Annotated in this window: 13 protein-coding genes; 4 read left to right on the top strand and 9 right to left on the bottom strand. The window is 67.5% G+C overall.

The genetic code is table 11. The annotated features are described in order from the left end of the window. The 3 genes from DC347_RS03175 to DC347_RS03165 all read right to left on the bottom strand — a co-directional run. The coding region (locus tag DC347_RS03175) for a DUF222 domain-containing protein (protein WP_240617679.1) at positions 1 to 552 on the bottom strand (552 nt) is incomplete at its 3' end. 106 nt (positions 553 to 658) lie between these two features. Beyond that, positions 659 to 2,170, bottom strand: a complete 1,512-nt coding sequence (gene guaB, locus DC347_RS03170; protein ID WP_018760372.1) for an IMP dehydrogenase — start codon at positions 2,168 to 2,170, stop codon at positions 659 to 661. Between the two features lie 202 nt (positions 2,171 to 2,372). Beyond that, positions 2,373 to 4,445, bottom strand: a complete 2,073-nt coding sequence (locus tag DC347_RS03165; RefSeq protein WP_109044408.1) for an acyltransferase family protein — start codon at positions 4,443 to 4,445, stop codon at positions 2,373 to 2,375. 170 nt (positions 4,446 to 4,615) lie between these two features. On the opposite strand from DC347_RS03165, the gene DC347_RS03160 reads away from it, so the two are divergent. After that, positions 4,616 to 5,539, top strand: a complete 924-nt coding sequence (locus DC347_RS03160) for a DUF389 domain-containing protein (RefSeq protein ID WP_240617678.1) — start codon at positions 4,616 to 4,618, stop codon at positions 5,537 to 5,539. Between the two features lie 38 nt (positions 5,540 to 5,577). Here DC347_RS03160 and DC347_RS03155 read toward each other — a convergent pair whose 3' ends face one another. Then, complete coding sequence (locus DC347_RS03155) at positions 5,578 to 7,101, bottom strand: ATP-dependent DNA ligase (protein ID WP_109044406.1); 1,524 nt, start codon at positions 7,099 to 7,101, stop codon at positions 5,578 to 5,580. 68 nt (positions 7,102 to 7,169) lie between these two features. On the opposite strand from DC347_RS03155, the gene DC347_RS03150 reads away from it, so the two are divergent. Then, a complete protein-coding gene (locus tag DC347_RS03150) occupies positions 7,170 to 7,772 on the top strand; it encodes a dihydrofolate reductase family protein (protein WP_109044405.1) in 603 nt (200 codons plus the stop codon). Positions 7,773 to 7,846: 74 nt separating this feature from the next. Here the strand turns inward: DC347_RS03150 and groL are convergent, their stop codons facing one another. The 3 genes from groL to DC347_RS03135 all read right to left on the bottom strand — a co-directional run bounded on the left by groL (position 7,847) and on the right by DC347_RS03135 (position 10,456). Continuing rightward, a complete protein-coding gene (groL, locus tag DC347_RS03145; protein ID WP_018760377.1) occupies positions 7,847 to 9,457 on the bottom strand; it encodes a chaperonin GroEL in 1,611 nt (536 codons plus the stop codon). 79 nt (positions 9,458 to 9,536) lie between these two features. Then, a complete protein-coding gene (gene groES, locus DC347_RS03140; RefSeq protein ID WP_003805290.1) occupies positions 9,537 to 9,830 on the bottom strand; it encodes a co-chaperone GroES in 294 nt (97 codons plus the stop codon). A 245-nt stretch (positions 9,831 to 10,075) separates the two neighbouring features. Further along, positions 10,076 to 10,456, bottom strand: a complete 381-nt coding sequence (locus tag DC347_RS03135) for a hypothetical protein (RefSeq protein ID WP_109044424.1) — start codon at positions 10,454 to 10,456, stop codon at positions 10,076 to 10,078. 53 nt (positions 10,457 to 10,509) lie between these two features. Between DC347_RS03135 and DC347_RS03130 the strand changes: the two genes are divergently transcribed. Further along, positions 10,510 to 11,766, top strand: a complete 1,257-nt coding sequence (locus DC347_RS03130) for a class I SAM-dependent methyltransferase (RefSeq protein WP_109044404.1) — start codon at positions 10,510 to 10,512, stop codon at positions 11,764 to 11,766. 26 nt (positions 11,767 to 11,792) lie between these two features. On the opposite strand, the gene DC347_RS03125 is transcribed toward DC347_RS03130, so the two are convergent. Both DC347_RS03125 and DC347_RS03120 read right to left on the bottom strand, forming a co-directional pair. Then, on the bottom strand, positions 11,793 to 12,623 hold the full coding sequence (locus DC347_RS03125; RefSeq protein ID WP_255414761.1) for a shikimate 5-dehydrogenase: 831 nt from the start codon (positions 12,621 to 12,623) through the stop codon (positions 11,793 to 11,795). A 40-nt stretch (positions 12,624 to 12,663) separates the two neighbouring features. Beyond that, positions 12,664 to 14,115, bottom strand: coding sequence for a glycoside hydrolase family 3 N-terminal domain-containing protein (locus DC347_RS03120; protein ID WP_109044402.1), 1,452 nt, complete (start codon positions 14,113 to 14,115; stop codon positions 12,664 to 12,666). Between the two features lie 368 nt (positions 14,116 to 14,483). Here DC347_RS03120 and DC347_RS03110 point away from each other — a divergent pair, with 368 nt between their 5' ends. Then, positions 14,484 to 15,635 carry a glutamate--cysteine ligase gene (locus DC347_RS03110; RefSeq protein ID WP_109044400.1) on the top strand — a complete coding sequence of 384 codons (1,152 nt, stop codon included), beginning with the start codon at positions 14,484 to 14,486 and terminating at the stop codon, positions 15,633 to 15,635. The last annotated feature ends 12 nt before the right edge of the window (positions 15,636 to 15,647 follow it).

Genomic DNA, 15,647 nt, shown 5'->3' with positions numbered 1-15,647 from the left:
AAGGTCACCGGGGGCCGCGCCGCGGGCGGGGTTGGGTGCGTCGGGGTCGAAGAAGTGCGCCACCAACCCGGCCGCCCCTTCGGGGGTGAGGCCTTCGGTTTCGTCCGCGACGATCCGGGCGTGCTGCCACGACATGTCACCCGCTGCCAAGGCCTTGACCACAGGGGGCAGGGAGCAGACCCGGCGGGACTGCTCCACCAGTGCCCCGGAAACCCCTGAGCTGATGGTGAGGATCCCGGCGATCTCCTCCACCGCGGACATCTCCGCGAACGTGCGCTCCTCCACCGGGGCGTCCGGCGGAAGCAAAGCATGCTGGATGTCAACGGCATCCGCCACATCCCGCGCCTTCACTGCCGCCAGCTGGGCCTCCAACCGGGCCACCACCTCCAGCCGCCCCAGACATGACTCATACCGCCGCTGCAACACATCCACATCAGCGCCAACATCGGCGCCTGAACAAAGCGAAGTATCCGCCCGAACCAGCCCGCTGAGCGCAGCAACAGAGGCAGAAACACCCTCCATCACCACCGCCAGATCCGCACCGATTCCCATGGAAACATCATCCAACCAGGGTCCGACATTCAAAGACGACAAGGCCTGCGGCGGAAAACAAAAGGAGGCAGGGCCGAAACCCTGCCTCCTTTGTTGACTCCTGTGCCTACCGCGAACCGTAGTTCGGTGCTTCCACCGTCATCTGGATATCGTGCGGGTGCGATTCCTTCAGCCCGGCGGAGGTGATCCGGACGAACTTGCCACGGGCCTTCAGCTCGGGGATGGTCGGCGCGCCGGTGTAGAACATGGTCTGGCGCAGGCCGCCCACCAGCTGATAAGCCACCGAGGACAGCGGGCCGCGGTACGCCACGCGGCCTTCGATGCCTTCCGGGATCAGCTTGTCGTCGCCGGAAACGTCCGCCTGGAAGTAGCGGTCCTTGGAGTAGGACGTGTTCTTGCCGCGCGACTGCATGGCACCCAACGACCCCATGCCACGGTAGGACTTGAACTGCTTGCCGTTGACGAAGATCAGCTCACCCGGGGACTCGTCGCAGCCGGCGAGCAGGGAACCGAGCATGACGGTGTCGGCACCGGCCACCAGGGCCTTGCCGATGTCGCCGGAGTACTGCAGGCCGCCGTCGGCGATCAGTGGAACGCCGGCCGGGATGGCCGCCTTGGCGGACTCGTAGATGGCGGTGATCTGCGGAACACCCACACCGGCCACCACGCGGGTGGTGCAGATCGAGCCGGGCCCAACGCCCACCTTGATGCCGTCGGCGCCGGCGTCGATCAGTGCCTGGGCGCCCTCGCGGGTGGCGGCCTGGCCGCCGATGATGTCCACGTGCGCGGCAACAGGATCGGACTTCAGCCTGCGGATCATATCCAGCACACCCTGGGAGTGGCCGTTGGCGGTGTCCACGAACAGGGCGTCCACCCCGGCGTCCACCAAGGTCATGGCGCGCTCCCAGCCGTCACCAAAGAAGCCGATGGCTGCACCTACGCGGAGGCGGCCTTCGTCGTCCTTGGTGGCCAGCGGGTACTGTTCGGCCTTGGTGAAGTCCTTGGTGGTGATCAGGCCCTTGAGCCGGCCCTGCTCGTCCACGAGCGGGAGCTTTTCGATCTTATTGGTGGCCAGCTTGTGGGAGGCTTCGTCGCGGCTGATGCCCACGTGGCCGGTGACCAGGGGCATCTTGGTCATGACGTCGCTGACCAGCCGCAGCGGGAAGTCGGACTCCGGTACGAAACGGGTGTCGCGGTTGGTGACGATGCCCAGCAGGCGGTTGTCCTCGTCCACCACGGGAAGGCCTGACACGCGGTAGTGGGCGCAGAGATCATCCAGTTCCCGGAGCGTGGCCTCGGGGCGGATGGTCAGCGGGTTGGTGATCATGCCCGATTCACTCCGCTTGACCCGGTCCACCTGGTCCGCCTGGTCGGCGATGGAGAGGTTGCGGTGCACCACGCCCAAGCCACCCTGGCGGGCCATGGCGATGGCCATGCGGGACTCGGTGACGGTGTCCATGGCTGCCGAGAGCAGGGGGGTCTGCACGCTGATCCGCTTGGAGATCCGCGATGAGGTATCGGCCTCGGAGGGGATGACGTCGGTGTGGCCCGGCAGGAGCAGGACGTCGTCGTAGGTCAGGCCAATGAAGCCAAAAGGATTGTGTTCGGGCTCGGTCATGAGTGCGCCTCTTACCTTGGTTGCTGGGTCACGGGTAGGGGTTGCAGCCGATGACCAGCCCGTTATTACGGCACTGGCCTGTGCAGACGTTCTTGCGGGACCACCGTGGGATACGGCGTTCCGGGGGCAGAAAGTGTTGACTAAATATTAGAACCTCCGGCCCGATCCCCCTATTCCAGGCCCGCAATGTGAGCAACCGCACTCAGCTCCATCCGGTTGCGGCCAGCAGGCGTTGCTCGAACATGGGGATCATGGTTTCCACATAGGTCCGGGTCAGGTGGTTGTCGTCCTTGTAGACGTAGACGTTCCCGACGACGGCAGGGCAGACGCCGCGGGCGCAGATGAAGTCGCTCATATCCATCAGGTGAAGGCCCGGTACCTTGCCGCGGTAGTTCTCCAGCGGCGAGGGCTCCACGAGGGACTCGGCCAGCGACGGGTTGCACTCCGGCGCGTCGGCGCCGTTGCGTTGCGCACACTCGGGCATGTTGAACGTGAACCTGGGGTTGTCCCGGATGCCCACGATCTCGATTCCCGCCTCGGCGAACGGAGCGACTCCTGCAAGGTAGCCGGGCACCTCCGTTTCGAAGGGCGCGTCCTCATGCGTCAGCGACGCCACTGTGAAGACAGCATCCGGACGATGTTCCAGGACGTAGGCGGAACTGGCCCTGTTGTAGGCGTTGCATTCCGCGTTGCGGGTTTCCGATTCCGCGCCGAACCGGCACGCGGGCATGAGCAATGTCACCAGTTCCCAACCGCGTGCAGCCGCCACCGGAGCCAGGGCGGCAAGGTACTGCTGGGCGTGCGAATCCCCCAGCACCACGATGCGTTTGGTGGCCGGTTCTTCCGGCAGCTCCTGGCGGCACCCCTCCAGGATGGGGTCGTCCGTGGCGTTTGAACCCGTGCAGGGCGAGTCGATTCCGGCCCAGTCGTTGTCCAGTGCAGTCGGGCCGGGAATGGTCCTTGCCCGGGGAGCCGGCACGTTTTCGTTCTCCGGGGTGAGCGCCAACGCACCCGGCGTCAGCTCCCGGGGCTGTGCCGCCGTCGCGCTTTCCTCCGCGGTGAGCGATGTCTGCCAGACGGCGACGGGACCGGCCAGCAGCGCACCGCAGGCAACTATGACGACGGCGGTGCGCCACGCCCGGAGCTTGGGCCAGTGCCAGTCCCGCAACGGTTTTTCAACGAAGCGGGTGGTCAGGAAGGCAAGTACGACGGCGGCTGCAACGATTCCGAGGCCCTGCTTGAGGTTGGGCGCCTCCACCCCCGTGGCCGCCAGGGCCAGCACCAGCAGGGGCCAGTGCCAGAGGTACAGGGCGTAGGAGTTGTCGCCCAAGGCGACCGCCGGGCGGCTGCTCAGGAGCCTGTCCACGCCGAAGCGGCTGCCGGACTGCCCGGCGACGATGATGGCGGCGGCGGCCAGTGTGGGCCAGAGGGCGACAAAGCCGGGAAAGGACCTGTCGACCGTGAGGAGCAATCCGCACGAGACCATGCCGGCGAGCCCTGCCCAGCCCAGGACCACCCTCAGCGCGCGGCCAGGCCGCAGGTACGGCAACGCCAGCGCCAGCAGCGACCCGAGGGCAAACTCCCAGAGCCTGGCGCCGGTATCGAAGTATGCGTAGGCCTGGTTGGTGGCCGTCTGGTCAATCGAGTAGGCCAGGGACGCGGCGAACACCACGCCAAAAACCACGGCCAACAGGCCCCGGTAGGCCATGCGGCGCAACAGGGGGATCCGGCGGGCGGCGGGCAGGAGCGCGGCGGTTGCGGCGAAAATCAGCGGCCACAGGATGAAGACTTGCCCCTGGATGGACAAGGACCAGAAGTGCTGCAGCGGGCTGGCTCCTGCGTGGTCCTGGGCGTAGTAGTCCACCGCGGCGTCAGCCAGTACCCAGTTTTGGCTGTACAACAGCGAGGCCCAGGCTTGGTCCAGGATCTGCGGCCAGCGGCTTTGGGGCAGAATCAGCCATGTGCCGGCCAGCACCCCAAGGATCACCACGACGGCGGCCGGCAGGAGGCGCTTGAAGAGGTGCAGCCAATGGGCCATCAGCCGGAAGGGCTGGCCGGACTCTGCCTTGCGGACGAAGGAGAGCGTGAGCAGGAAGGCCGAGATCAGCAGGAATACGTCCACCCCACCGGACACGCGTCCCAACCAGACGTGATAGGCCACGACCATGAGGACCGCCAGTGCACGCAGTCCCTGGACCTCTGGCCGGAACGTCGGTTTACGGTCGCGTCCGGGGGCTTGTCCCGCTGGTTGCGGCGCTGTCCGGGTTCCTGTCATCGACACTCCAAAACCCCTCACGCCGCCGGCCAGCCAAAACATTAAGCCTACGCACCGGGGTTTGGAAGGGCCAATCCGGGGTCCGGCGCGAACTAAGCTGGGCCGAGGTGTGGAAGGGAGCCGGCGTGATTGTCCAATTGCGGATTTGCGTGCCCAAAGAATTGTCCGAGGTGACGGTGCAGACTTGCCGGGACCAGGTGCGAACGGCGGGGGTGGCGTTGATTCCCGGCGCGTCCGTGGTGCCGGCGGGCGACGTCATCGAGGTCCAGGTCGCCAGGGAATCCGTGGAGGAACTCCTGGAGAAGCTCCAGGTCCTGAAGATCCGCGACGTGGGATCCGTGGCCATGACGACGCCGGAGTTCGTGCTCTCCAGCAGTGCCGACCGGGCGGAGCATGCCGCACCCGGGGACGGCGCGGACGCGGTGATCTGGGACGACGTAACGCGCCAAACCGGCGAGGACTCCAGGTTGACCTGGAACTTCCTGGCCTTCCTGGTGCTGGCAACCCAGCTCGCCGGAATCGGCATCGTGACCGATTCGCCGATCGCAATTGTGGGTGCCATGGCGGTGGGACCGGAGTTTGGGCCGCTGGCCGCCCTCGCCGTTTCGCTGGCCACCCGGCAGTGGAAGCTTGGCCGCCGCGCCGCCATTGCCTTGGGGGTTGGGTTCCCCGTGGCCATGCTGCTGGCGGCATTGACTGCATGGCTGTCCATCCCGATGGGCCTCTTCCCGCGCAATGCCCTGGATACGGGTTCGGCCGTCGAATTCATCTACCATCCGGGCCCTTATTCACTGATCGTTGCCGTGCTGGCGGGTATCGCGGGCATGCTGTCGATTATCGGCAGGCGCTCGGCGGCACTCATCGGCGTATTCATCTCGGTGACCACGGTCCCGGCCGCAGGGTACGTTGCCGTTGCCTTGGTGCTGGGTGAATACCCGAAGGCGGCCGGCTCGGCCCTGCAGCTGTTGCTGAACCTCGTCGGCATTGTCGTGGCCGCGGTCGCGGTCCTTCTGTTCTACCGGTTGCTGGCCAGGCGGCGGCCCGCGGCAGCGGCGCACAGCGTGCGGGGCCAACGGAGCGGCCTGCGCCACTGACCGCCCCAGCACCCGCACAGCCGACAAGGCACAGTCCGCTAGGGACGCAGCAAGGCCCGAAGGGTCCGGATGGTGTCGGCTTCGGCCGGCGATTTGTCGTCCCGGTAGCGCTTCACCCTGGCGAACCTCAGGGCGATCCCGCCCGGGTAGCGCGGTGACTGCTGGACGCCGTCGATGGCGATTTCGACGACGGTGACCGGCTCAACCCACACGGTGCCGGCGGTGCGGCGCACCTCGAGCTCCTGGAATTTCTCCGTCTGCCAGCGGAGCAGCTCATCGGTGAGCCCCTTGAAGGTCTTGCCCACCATGACATAGCCGCCTGGTTCGCCGAAGTCCCCGTCCGGGTCCAGTGCGCCGAGGTGCAGGTTCGAGAGCAGCCCGGTCCGGCGGCCCGACCCCCATTCACAGGCAAGCACCACCAGGTCGTAGGTGAGCACCGGCTTGACTTTCACCCAGTTGGATCCCCGCCGTCCGGCGGCGTAGGCGGACCCGATGGCCTTCACCACCACACCCTCGTGACCCGCAGCCAGCGCCTCGCGGGACACCCGTTCAGCAACCTCCGGGTCCGCCGTAATTTCGCCCGGGATCCGATGGTCCGGGGCAATCCGTTCCAACGCGTCGATGCGCACCGACAACGGTTCGTCCAGCAGATCCCGCCCGTCGATGTGCAGAACATCGAAGAACCAGGGGTGCAGTACCGTTTCCCGCACGGTATCCGCGCCGAACCGGGCCATGGTTTCCTGGAACGGCCGCGGGCCGCCGTCTTCATCGAGGGCCAGGGTCTCGCCGTCGAGGATCACATCCTGCACCGGCAGCCCGCGGACCAGGTCAACCACCTCCGGGAGGCGGTGCGTGACATCGGCGAGGTTGCGGGTGTAAATGCTGACCTCGGCGCCGGACCGGTGGACCTGGATCCGGGCGCCGTCGAGCTTGTATTCCACCGAGGCTTCTCCCGTGGTTTCCAGGGCTTCGCCTGGACTGGCCGCCGTGGCGGCAAGCATGGGCTGCACGGGGCGGCCGACGACGAGGCCCACCGCCTCCAGCTCGGCTGCTGTCCCGGTCATGGCGAGCAGGGCGGTCCCGCCGAGATCCCCGGAGAGCATCGCGGCACGCCGTACGGCGGCAACGGGCCTGTCCGCAGCGCGGGCCACGGCATCGGTCAGGACGCCGTCGAGGGCGCCGGTGCGCAGCTCACCCAGCAGGACGCCGGAGATGAAACCCTGCTCCCCCGCCGTCGCAGCCCGCATCAGGTTCCCGAGCGTCGCGGCGCGACCGGCCGCCGAACCTGCCCCCGCGGTGGCGAGCAGCGTGTCCAGGGCCGCGTCGAGGTCGGCTACAGTGAGGCTTGCTTCCAGGGCCGGTTCGGCCTTCGAAGCCGCGACGCTGCGCCATCCGACACCAACACGGCCCTGCCGGGGCTTCGCCGCCAGCAAGCCCACCGCCGTCGGAATCTCCGCCGGTTCAAGCCGGCGCAGCAGGTCCGCCAGTGCATCAACCTTCGCCAGGCGGGAGCGGGTGGACGCCACGGCGTCCGAGGTTTTGACGAGCTCGAGGAGCAGCATGGCACCATCCTGCCACGCGCCGGCTCCCTGCTCTGGACAGCGCCCAAGGCCCCTCCCACACTGGACGCATGGGATTCATCGTGGCAAACCTGTTCATCACCCTCGACGGCGTCTACCAGGCTCCCGGCGGCCGGGAGGAAGACACCTACGGAGAGTTCGCCTTCGGCGGTTGGCAGGCACCGGTGTCCGACGACGAGGGCGGCGCCGCCATTGCCGCAGAGATTGGCCGCATGGATGCCCTGCTTCTCGGCCGGCGGACCTACGACATCTTTTCGGCCTACTGGCCGCACCAGGCAGGGGACATTGCTGATGCACTCAACCGGGTACCGAAGTTCGTGGTCTCGCGCACGCTGTCCGGGCCAGGCTGGGCAGGCACCACAGTCCTGCCGGATGAACGGGCTGCAGGACGCCTCGGTGACGAGTTTGGGGAGGTGCACATGTTCGGCAGCGGCGTCCTGATCCGCTCGCTGCTGGCTGCGGATGTCCTGGACCGGCTACACCTCTGGCTCTATCCGGTCACGCTGGGCCAGGGCAAACGCCTGTTCGACGCCGGCACTGTCCCGGCGTCGTACCGCCTCGCCGAGCCGGTACGCAGCTTCCCGAAAGGGGCTGTCTCGCTGGTTTACGAACGCGCGGGCGGGGTTGAAACGTCCGAGATGGCCGCAACCTGATCCGAGCCCCTGGTGCACAAAAAACCGGCCCAGCAGATGCTGGACCGGTTTTCTGCAGGTGAAGACGGGCAGGATCAGTGGCTGTGGCCTGCGTGCTCGTCCTCTTCGGCCGGCTTCTCCACGACCAGGGTCTCGGTGGTGAGAACCAGGGCGGCGATGGAGGCCGCGTTGCGGAGGGCAGCACGGGTGACCTTGACGGGGTCGATGACACCGGCAGCGATCAGGTCCTCGTACTCGCCGGACTTGGCGTTGAAACCGTTGTTGGTTTCGAGGTCGGCCACCTTGGAGGTGATGACGTAGCCGTCGAAGCCGGCATTCTGGGCGATCCAGCGCAGCGGCTGGACCAGGGCGCGGCGGACGATGCCCACGGCAGCAGCAGCGTCGCCTTCGAGTGCCTTGACGGACGGGTCCTCATCCAGTGCCTTCAGGGCGTGGATCAGGGCTGAGCCGCCACCAGCCACGATGCCTTCTTCGAGGGCAGCGCGGGTGGAGGAAACGGCGTCCTCGATACGGTGCTTCTTTTCCTTCAGCTCAACCTCGGTGGCAGCACCCACCTTGATGACGCCGATGCCGCCGGCCAGCTTGGCCAGGCGCTCCTGGAGCTTTTCACGGTCCCAATCGGAGTCGGTGCGGGTCAGCTCGGCGCGCAGCTGCGCGACGCGGGCCGCAACGTCTTCGGCCGAGCCTGCGCCGTCGACGATGGTGGTGTTGTCCTTGGTGACGGTGATGCGGCGGGCGGTGCCGAGCACCTCCAGGCCCACGGTGTCCAGGCTCAGGCCCAGTTCCGGGGACACAACCTGTGCGCCGGTGAGGGTGGCGATGTCCTGGAGCATGGCCTTGCGGCGGTCACCGAAGCCCGGTGCCTTGACGGCCACGACGTTCAGGGTGCCGCGGATGCGGTTGACGATCAGCGTGGACAGGGCCTCGCCGTCGACGTCCTCGGCGATGATGAACAGCGGCTTGGAGCTCTGCAGCGCCTTTTCCAGCAGCGGCAGGAATTCCTGGATGGAGGAGATCTTGCCCTGGTTGATCAGGATCAGGGCGTCCTCGAGGACGGCTTCCTGGCGTTCTGCGTCGGTGACGAAGTACGGGGACAGGTAGCCCTTGTCGAACTGCATGCCCTCGGTGAGGACCAGTTCGGTCTGGGTGGTGGAGGACTCTTCGATGGTGATGACGCCATCCTTGCCCACCTTGCCGAAGGCCTCGGCGAGGAGTTCGCCGATTTCGTCGCTCTGCGCCGAGATGGCGGCAACGTTCGCAACCTGGGTGCCCTCGACGGGGCGTGCGTTCTCCAGCAGGCGGGCGGCGACGGCTTCAACCGAAACCTCGATGCCGCGCTTGATCTGGCCGGGGGCAGCACCGGCGGCAACGTTGCGCAGGCCTTCCTTGACCAGGGCCTGTGCCAGGACGGTGGCGGTGGTGGTGCCGTCACCGGCAACGTCGTTGGTCTTGGTGGCGACTTCCTTGGCCAGCTGGGCGCCAAGGTTCTCGTAGGGGTCGTCCAGTTCGACTTCGCGGGCGATGGTGACGCCGTCGTTCGTGATGGTGGGGGCGCCCCACTTCTTGTCCAGGACGACGTTGCGGCCGCGGGGGCCGAGCGTCACCTTGACGGTGTTGGCGAGCTTATCGATGCCGGCCTCGAGGGCCCGGCGTGCAGCGTCGTCAAACGCAAGCTGCTTTGCCATGGTTTTGTCCTTTCAAAGACAGAAACCCCGCACTGCCGGCCAGCATAAGCGTGGCCGGCGGCACGGGGATCCGAAAGAGTTACTTGACGACGATCGCCAGGACGTCGCGGGCGGACAGCACGAGGTACTCGGTGCCGCCGGTCTTGACTTCGGTTCCGCCGTACTTGGAGTAGATGACGACGTCGCCAACGGCTACGTCGACAGGAACGCGGTTGCCGTCTTCGAAGCGGCCGGGGCCTACTGCAACAACTTCGCCTTCCTGCGGCTTCTCCTGTGCGGAGTCCGGGATGACCAGGCCGGAAGCCGTGGTCTGCTCGGCTTCGAGCGGGCGGACAACAATACGATCCTCAAGAGGCTTAATAGAGACCGACACTCGGACCTCTCCTTTTCGTCAGCAAATTCGTGGACTGGAAAGCTTTCCGCCGTGGCTGGCAAACCGTCGTCGCGGTGCCGGCAGCAGCCTGGCTGGCAGCTCTTCATGTGTTAGCACCCTCCGGGGGAGAGTGCTAATTGAAACTCTATGTAAGGGTTAGCACTCGGTCAAGGCGAGTGCCAGTTTTTCGTCATCGGCGTATTCCGTTGAGCGCGGTTTCGGAAGCAGCGGGGGCCCAGGCAGCTTCAGCGGCCCAGATCGTCGAAGTCCACGTCCTCGCCGCCGTCGGCATCACTGCCACCCTGCTTCCGGCTACGGAACAGCACCCAGCCCGCAGCGGCCGCGGCGAGCAGTGCCGCCACGAGGAAGAAGATGCTCCCGGCCCGCGCGCCGTCGTACAGTCCGCGGATGTCGCGGGCTTCCTGCGTGTTGTCCGAGATGTCGTTGCCGCCCACCGAGTAGACAGTGGCGTTGAATGTGTCCAGGACGAAGATGATCACCAGAAGCGCGATGCACACCAGTGCCACCACGGCCGCGGCGATCAGGACCGGGCGGGCAAACCGGGCAGGACCCCGTTCCTTGGGGTCGTGTTCGCCGGTGCCCCCGGGGGCTGCGGTTTCATCCATGGTGTCCACACTATCGGCAACCCCGCATTCGCTCCTCCACTAGGCTGGAACCCATGGCTCACGCTCCCCAGGACCAGATCGCACCGCTGCTGACCCCCGAAGGCTGGGAGCTGTTGGCCTCCCTGGGCCCCTACCGGGACGAGGATTCCTTCGAACTCAACTCCGCGCTCCGGAAGGCCGGCCATCCTGCCGGGCTGGTCTCCGCCGTCCTGACCCAGTCGCGGCTGCGCACCAAGGCCGAGGCGAAGTTCGGTGAGTTCGCCCGCCAGATGCTCTTCACCCAGGCAGGCCTGGAGCAGGCCACCCGCCTGAACGTCGCGGCGCGCCACGCACAGCGGTTCGCCGCCGCCGGGATCAGCCATGTGGCGGACCTGGGCTGTGGCCTGGGCGCCGATTCCCTGGCCCTGGCATCCCTTGACCTCACAGTGACCGCCGTCGAAATGGACGAGACCACGGCGGCCTGCGCCACGGTGAACCTGATCCCCTTCCCCAACGCCACCGTGGTGCACGCGGACGCGGCAGCGGTGCCGCTGGAGGGGGTCGACGGCGTGTGGCTGGATCCAGCACGCCGGGTCACCTCCACGTCCGGCACCAAGCGGATCTGGGACCCGGAAGCGTTCTCACCGCCGCTGTCCTTCGTTGAATCGCTCGCGGCGTCCGGGAAGGCGGTGGGCGTCAAGATGGGGCCCGGCATGCCGCACGAATCCGTGCCCGCCGGCTGCGAGGCCCAGTGGGTGTCGGTAGCCGGAGACGTCACCGAAGTAACCCTGTGGTTCAACGCCGTCAGCAGGCCGGGGGTGCGCCGCGCCGCCCTGGTCCTTGGCCCGGAAGGTGCGGCCGAACTGACCAGCGGCAACGAATTCGGTGCCAGCCCCACCGCACCGGTGGGACCGGTGGAGGGCTACCTGTACGAACCCGACGGCGCCGTGATCCGGGCCGGACTGGTGGCGGATGTCGCGCTGGAACTCGGCGGCCACCTGGTGGATGAGCACATCGCCTACATCTGTGCGCCGGAACTGGTGGCCACGCCGTTCGCCCGCGCCTACAAAGTGCGGGAAGTGATGCCCTACAACGTCAAGGCGCTCAAAGCCTGGGTGAAGCAGGAGGGCATCACCGTGCTGGACATCAAGAAGCGGGGCACTGCCGTCACCCCCGAAGAACTGCGGAAGCAACTGCTGCCGGGCGGAAAGGCGGCCGGCAAGGGTTCCGGAAAGAAGGCCGCCGGCAAGGCCGCCACCCTGGTCCTGACCCGGATTGGCGAGGACCGGGTGGCCGTCGTGGTGGAATCCGTCCCGACCGGCATGCCCTAGGGCCGGCCGGGCGGGCCGCACGTCCGCTACTGGGCGCGCATGAACTCCTCGGCGGCCCGCACCTGCTCAGCCGTGGGCCGTACGCCGGTGTACAGGACAAACTGTTCGAGGGCCTGGATGGTGGCCACTTCGGCACCGGTGATGACCGGCTTGCCGGCTGCACGGGCGGCCCGGATCAGCGGCGTCTCGGCGGGCAAGGCCACCACGTCGAAGACCAGGCGGGCCGCTTCGATTGCCTCCGCCGGGAACGCCACGGTCTCTGCGTCCGCCCCGCCGGCCATACTCCCTGCCATTCCGATGGGCGTGACGTTGATGATGAGGTCAGCCGTCCTGCCGTCTAGCGCTGCCCGCCACTGGAAGCCGTACTGGTCTCCGAGCGCCCGGCCGGAGGCCTCGTTCCGGGACAAGACCGTGACGTTGGCGAAGCCGGCGTCACGCAAGGCCGCCACCGTGGCCTTGGCCATGCCGCCGGATCCCTGCACCACCACGGAGTAGCGGGTGGGGACCTCGTTGGAGGCCAGGAGCTGCTCAATGGCCGTGTAGTCGGTGTTGTACGCCTTGAGGTGGCCATCAGTGTTCACGATCGTGTTCACGGAGTCGATGGCCTTGGCGGAGGGGTCCATCTCGTCCACCAGGGCTATGACGTCTTCCTTGTAGGGCATGGAGATGGCACAGCCCCGGATGCCCAGGCCCCGCACGCCGGCGATGGCCTGTTCAAGGTTGGTGGGCGCGAACGCCTTGTAGATCCAGTTCAGGTCCAGTTGCCCGTAAAGGTGGTTGTGGAACCGGGTCCCGTTGTTGCTGGGGCGGGCGGAGAGCGAGATGCAGAGGGTCATGTCTTTATTCAGAATGGGCACCCGACCATTAAACGCGCTCACCGCCGCTCCCGCTCGCAAGTCACGGAGTGCAGCCGGTTCCGGCAGGATAGGGCCCGACGGCGGCAGGCAGCTTTCCGGGCGCCGTTGCCTTCCCTGCCAGGACGGCGGCGAGGGCGTCGAAGGCGGTGTCGTTGCGGCCGTAGAGCGCCAGCTTGATCGGTGCGTTGGAGTCCTGCAGCGGCCAGGGCGCGTCCAGGGCTACCGCGATGTCTCCCGCTCCCGGTGTGCCGCCGAAGCCGATGAGGTTGACCACGGGGCCGGAGCCGACGGCCAGGCCGGCACGGGCGGCAGCGGCTTCGAAGCGTTCGCGGTCCCCCGGGCCACCGCCTTGGACGCGTACCGAACCCGGCACCAGCGGTCCGTGGCAGGGGCCGGAGAGGACTGTCACGGCGGCTGCCGAGACCTTGGCTGACAGGGCTGCGCCACTGCCGGCCGGAGCACCCGCACCGGGGGTCCCCGCAGGGGCCGCTGTGCGCGCATGCCACATCATCATGGTGGCAACCCGCCTCGCGGCGTCATCGAGCCGTGCGGCCGGGAGGCTGCCAGCTGCGAGGGCTTGCAGGATGGCGGCATGCGCCTGTTCCACGTCCTCGGGCATCAGCAGCAGGTCGGCGCCGGCGGCCAGGGCCTTCACGGCGGCCGCGCCGGCAGGATACTGCTTTTCCACGGCTCCCATATTGAGGGCGTCCGTCACCGCTACGCCCTGGAATCCCAGGTTCCGCAGTGCCGCGTAGCTGGGCGCGGAGAGCGACGCCGGCACGCCGGGTTCCAGCGCGGGCACGGCGATGTGCCCCGTCATGACGACCGGCAAGCCGGCGGCCACGGCGGCCTGGAACGGTTTCCAGTCCCTGACCCGGAGCTCGTCGATGGAGGCCGGCTGGACGGGGAGGTTGAGGTGGGAATCGGTCGTCACCGAGCCGTGCCCGGGGAAGTGCTTGACGGTGGGGAGGATGCCTGCGTCCAGCATGCCCCGGGAGAACGCCACGCCCTGCGCTGCCGCCACTGCCGGATCGGCGGACATCGAGCGGGCACCGATGGTGGGGTCCTTGGGGCCGATGGTCACGTCCGTGTCGGGCGCGAAATCGAGGTCGAACCCCAACGGCAGCAGCTCGGCGGCCAACGCCTTGCCGGCCTGGCGGGTCAGGTCTTCGCTGCCCGCGGCGCCGTAGCTCATGGGCACCGGCCATTCGGTGAGCGGGGCGCCCAGGCGGGCCACTGCGCCGCCTTCCTGGTCCACGCCGATGATCCCGGGCCATGGCCGGCCGTCCGCGGTAGCGGCCTGACGCAGCCGCTGGTTCACGGCCCCCATCGCGGCCACGTCCACCTTCCCCCGCGGGTCGCGCGGGACGTTGTCGCCCATGATGATGGACCCGGCCAGGTGGAGGCGCTGGATGAGCGCCGCGTGGGCTTCCACCTGGTTGCCCTTGAAGAACGGGAGCAGGACCTGGCCGGCTTTTTCCTCCGGCGTCATGGCCGCCACAGCCGCCGCGGCGGCGTCCTGGTCCCGCTGCTCGGGGCCCCACCCCAGGGGCCGGGAACCCGGATCAGGTGACGGGGAAGCCAAAGGGGGCGCCGGCGTCGTACTTTCCGAGGCGGACGCGCTGGGCGCAGGTGCCGTCGACGACGGCGGCGCGGCGCTGGGCGAGGCGGTGCAGGAGCCCAGGGCAACGGCTGACAACGCGAGGATGAGGGGAAAGGATTTGGCGGGACTGTGACGCAGCGGGAACGAGGCCATCAGTACGATGCTACCCCTGGACTAGACTTGGACCATCCGTTCGCCTGCCGGCTGCAGCCTGTGAGCGGCACCAGCCAGCGGCAAACCGGACAGTAAGGAATTGTGTGAAGATCGACTTCGCGTCATCGAGGCAGTCAACCCTCGGTGTTGAGTGGGAGCTCGCTTTGGTGGACGGAAAGACGGGCGAGCTCGCCTCCGTCGCCAACCAGGTGCTCCGCGGGGTGTCCTCCCGGCACCCGGAACTCAACGAAGACGACGAGCACCCGCACATCAAGCAGGAACTCCTGCTCAACACCGTGGAACTCGTCACCGGGATCTGCGAAACGGCTGCCGAAGCCAAGGCGGACCTCAGCCGGTCCGTGGCCGCGGTCCGCGAAATCACCGATCCCATGGGCGTGGAGTTGTTCTGCGCGGGCAGCCACCCGTTCAGCCCGCCGCAGCTGCAACCGGTCACGGACAAGGCACGCTATGCCAAGCTGATCGACCGGACCCAGTGGTGGGGACGGCAGATGGTCATTTACGGCGTCCACGTCCATGTGGGACTGGACCGCCGGGACAAGGCGCTGCCCGTCCTGGACGGACTGGTCAACTACTTCCCGCATTTCCAGGCACTCTCTGCCTCCAGTCCCTTCTGGGGCGGTGAGGACACGGGCTACGCGTCCCAGCGGGCCTTGATGTTCCAGCAGCTCCCCACCGCGGGGCTGCCCTTCCAGTTCAAATCCTGGGCGGAGTACGAGTCCTACGTCCAGGACATGTTCACCACCGGTGTCATCGACACCATTTCCGAGATCCGGTGGGACATCCGGCCAGTGCCGGCCCTGGGCACCATCGAAATGCGCATCTGCGACGGCCTGGCCACGCTGGAGGAAGTGGGTGCCATCGCCGCCCTCACCCAGTGCCTGGTGGATGAGTTCTCCACCACCCTGGACAACGGCGGCACCATCCCCACCATGCCGCCGTGGCATGTCCAGGAAAACAAGTGGCGCGCCGCCCGCTACGGCATGGATGCCATCATCATCCTGGACGCCGCAGGCAAGGAACAGCTGGTCACGGACCACCTGCTGGAGACGCTGAACCGGCTGGAGCCCGTGGCAGCCAAGCTGCGCTGCTCCGACGAGCTCGCCGACGTCGAGAAGATCATCCGCCGCGGCGCCGGATACCAGCGCCAGCGCCGGGTGGCAGCCGAAAACGGCGGAAACCTGCAGGCTGTGGTGCTGGACCTGGTCAAGCAGATGCGCAACGGCCCCACCGCCTAGTCTGCTTCTGCC

Origin of the sequence: Pseudarthrobacter sp. AG30 (genome assembly GCF_003116525.1) — a bacterium.
In the GTDB taxonomy this organism is placed as follows: domain Bacteria; phylum Actinomycetota; class Actinomycetes; order Actinomycetales; family Micrococcaceae; genus Arthrobacter.
The sequence above is the reverse complement of the archived record's forward strand: the minus strand, read 5'-3'. Positions and strand labels throughout refer to the sequence as shown.

What these genes read in the sequence shown, in the direction of transcription:
- DC347_RS03155 (WP_109044406.1), bottom strand. Translation starts at nt 7,101, where the DNA reads ATGCTGCTCCTCGAGCTCGTCAAAACCTCGGACGCCGTGGCGTCCACC.
- DC347_RS03150 (WP_109044405.1), top strand. Translation starts at nt 7,170, where the DNA reads ATGGGATTCATCGTGGCAAACCTGTTCATCACCCTCGACGGCGTCTAC.
- DC347_RS03135 (WP_109044424.1), bottom strand. Translation starts at nt 10,456, where the DNA reads ATGGATGAAACCGCAGCCCCCGGGGGCACCGGCGAACACGACCCCAAG.
- DC347_RS03130 (WP_109044404.1), top strand. Translation starts at nt 10,510, where the DNA reads ATGGCTCACGCTCCCCAGGACCAGATCGCACCGCTGCTGACCCCCGAA.
- DC347_RS03120 (WP_109044402.1), bottom strand. Translation starts at nt 14,115, where the DNA reads ATGACGCCGGAGGAAAAAGCCGGCCAGGTCCTGCTCCCGTTCTTCAAG.
- guaB (WP_018760372.1), bottom strand. Translation starts at nt 2,170, where the DNA reads ATGACCGAGCCCGAACACAATCCTTTTGGCTTCATTGGCCTGACCTAC.
- DC347_RS03165 (WP_109044408.1), bottom strand. Translation starts at nt 4,445, where the DNA reads ATGACAGGAACCCGGACAGCGCCGCAACCAGCGGGACAAGCCCCCGGA.
- groL (WP_018760377.1), bottom strand. Translation starts at nt 9,457, where the DNA reads ATGGCAAAGCAGCTTGCGTTTGACGACGCTGCACGCCGGGCCCTCGAG.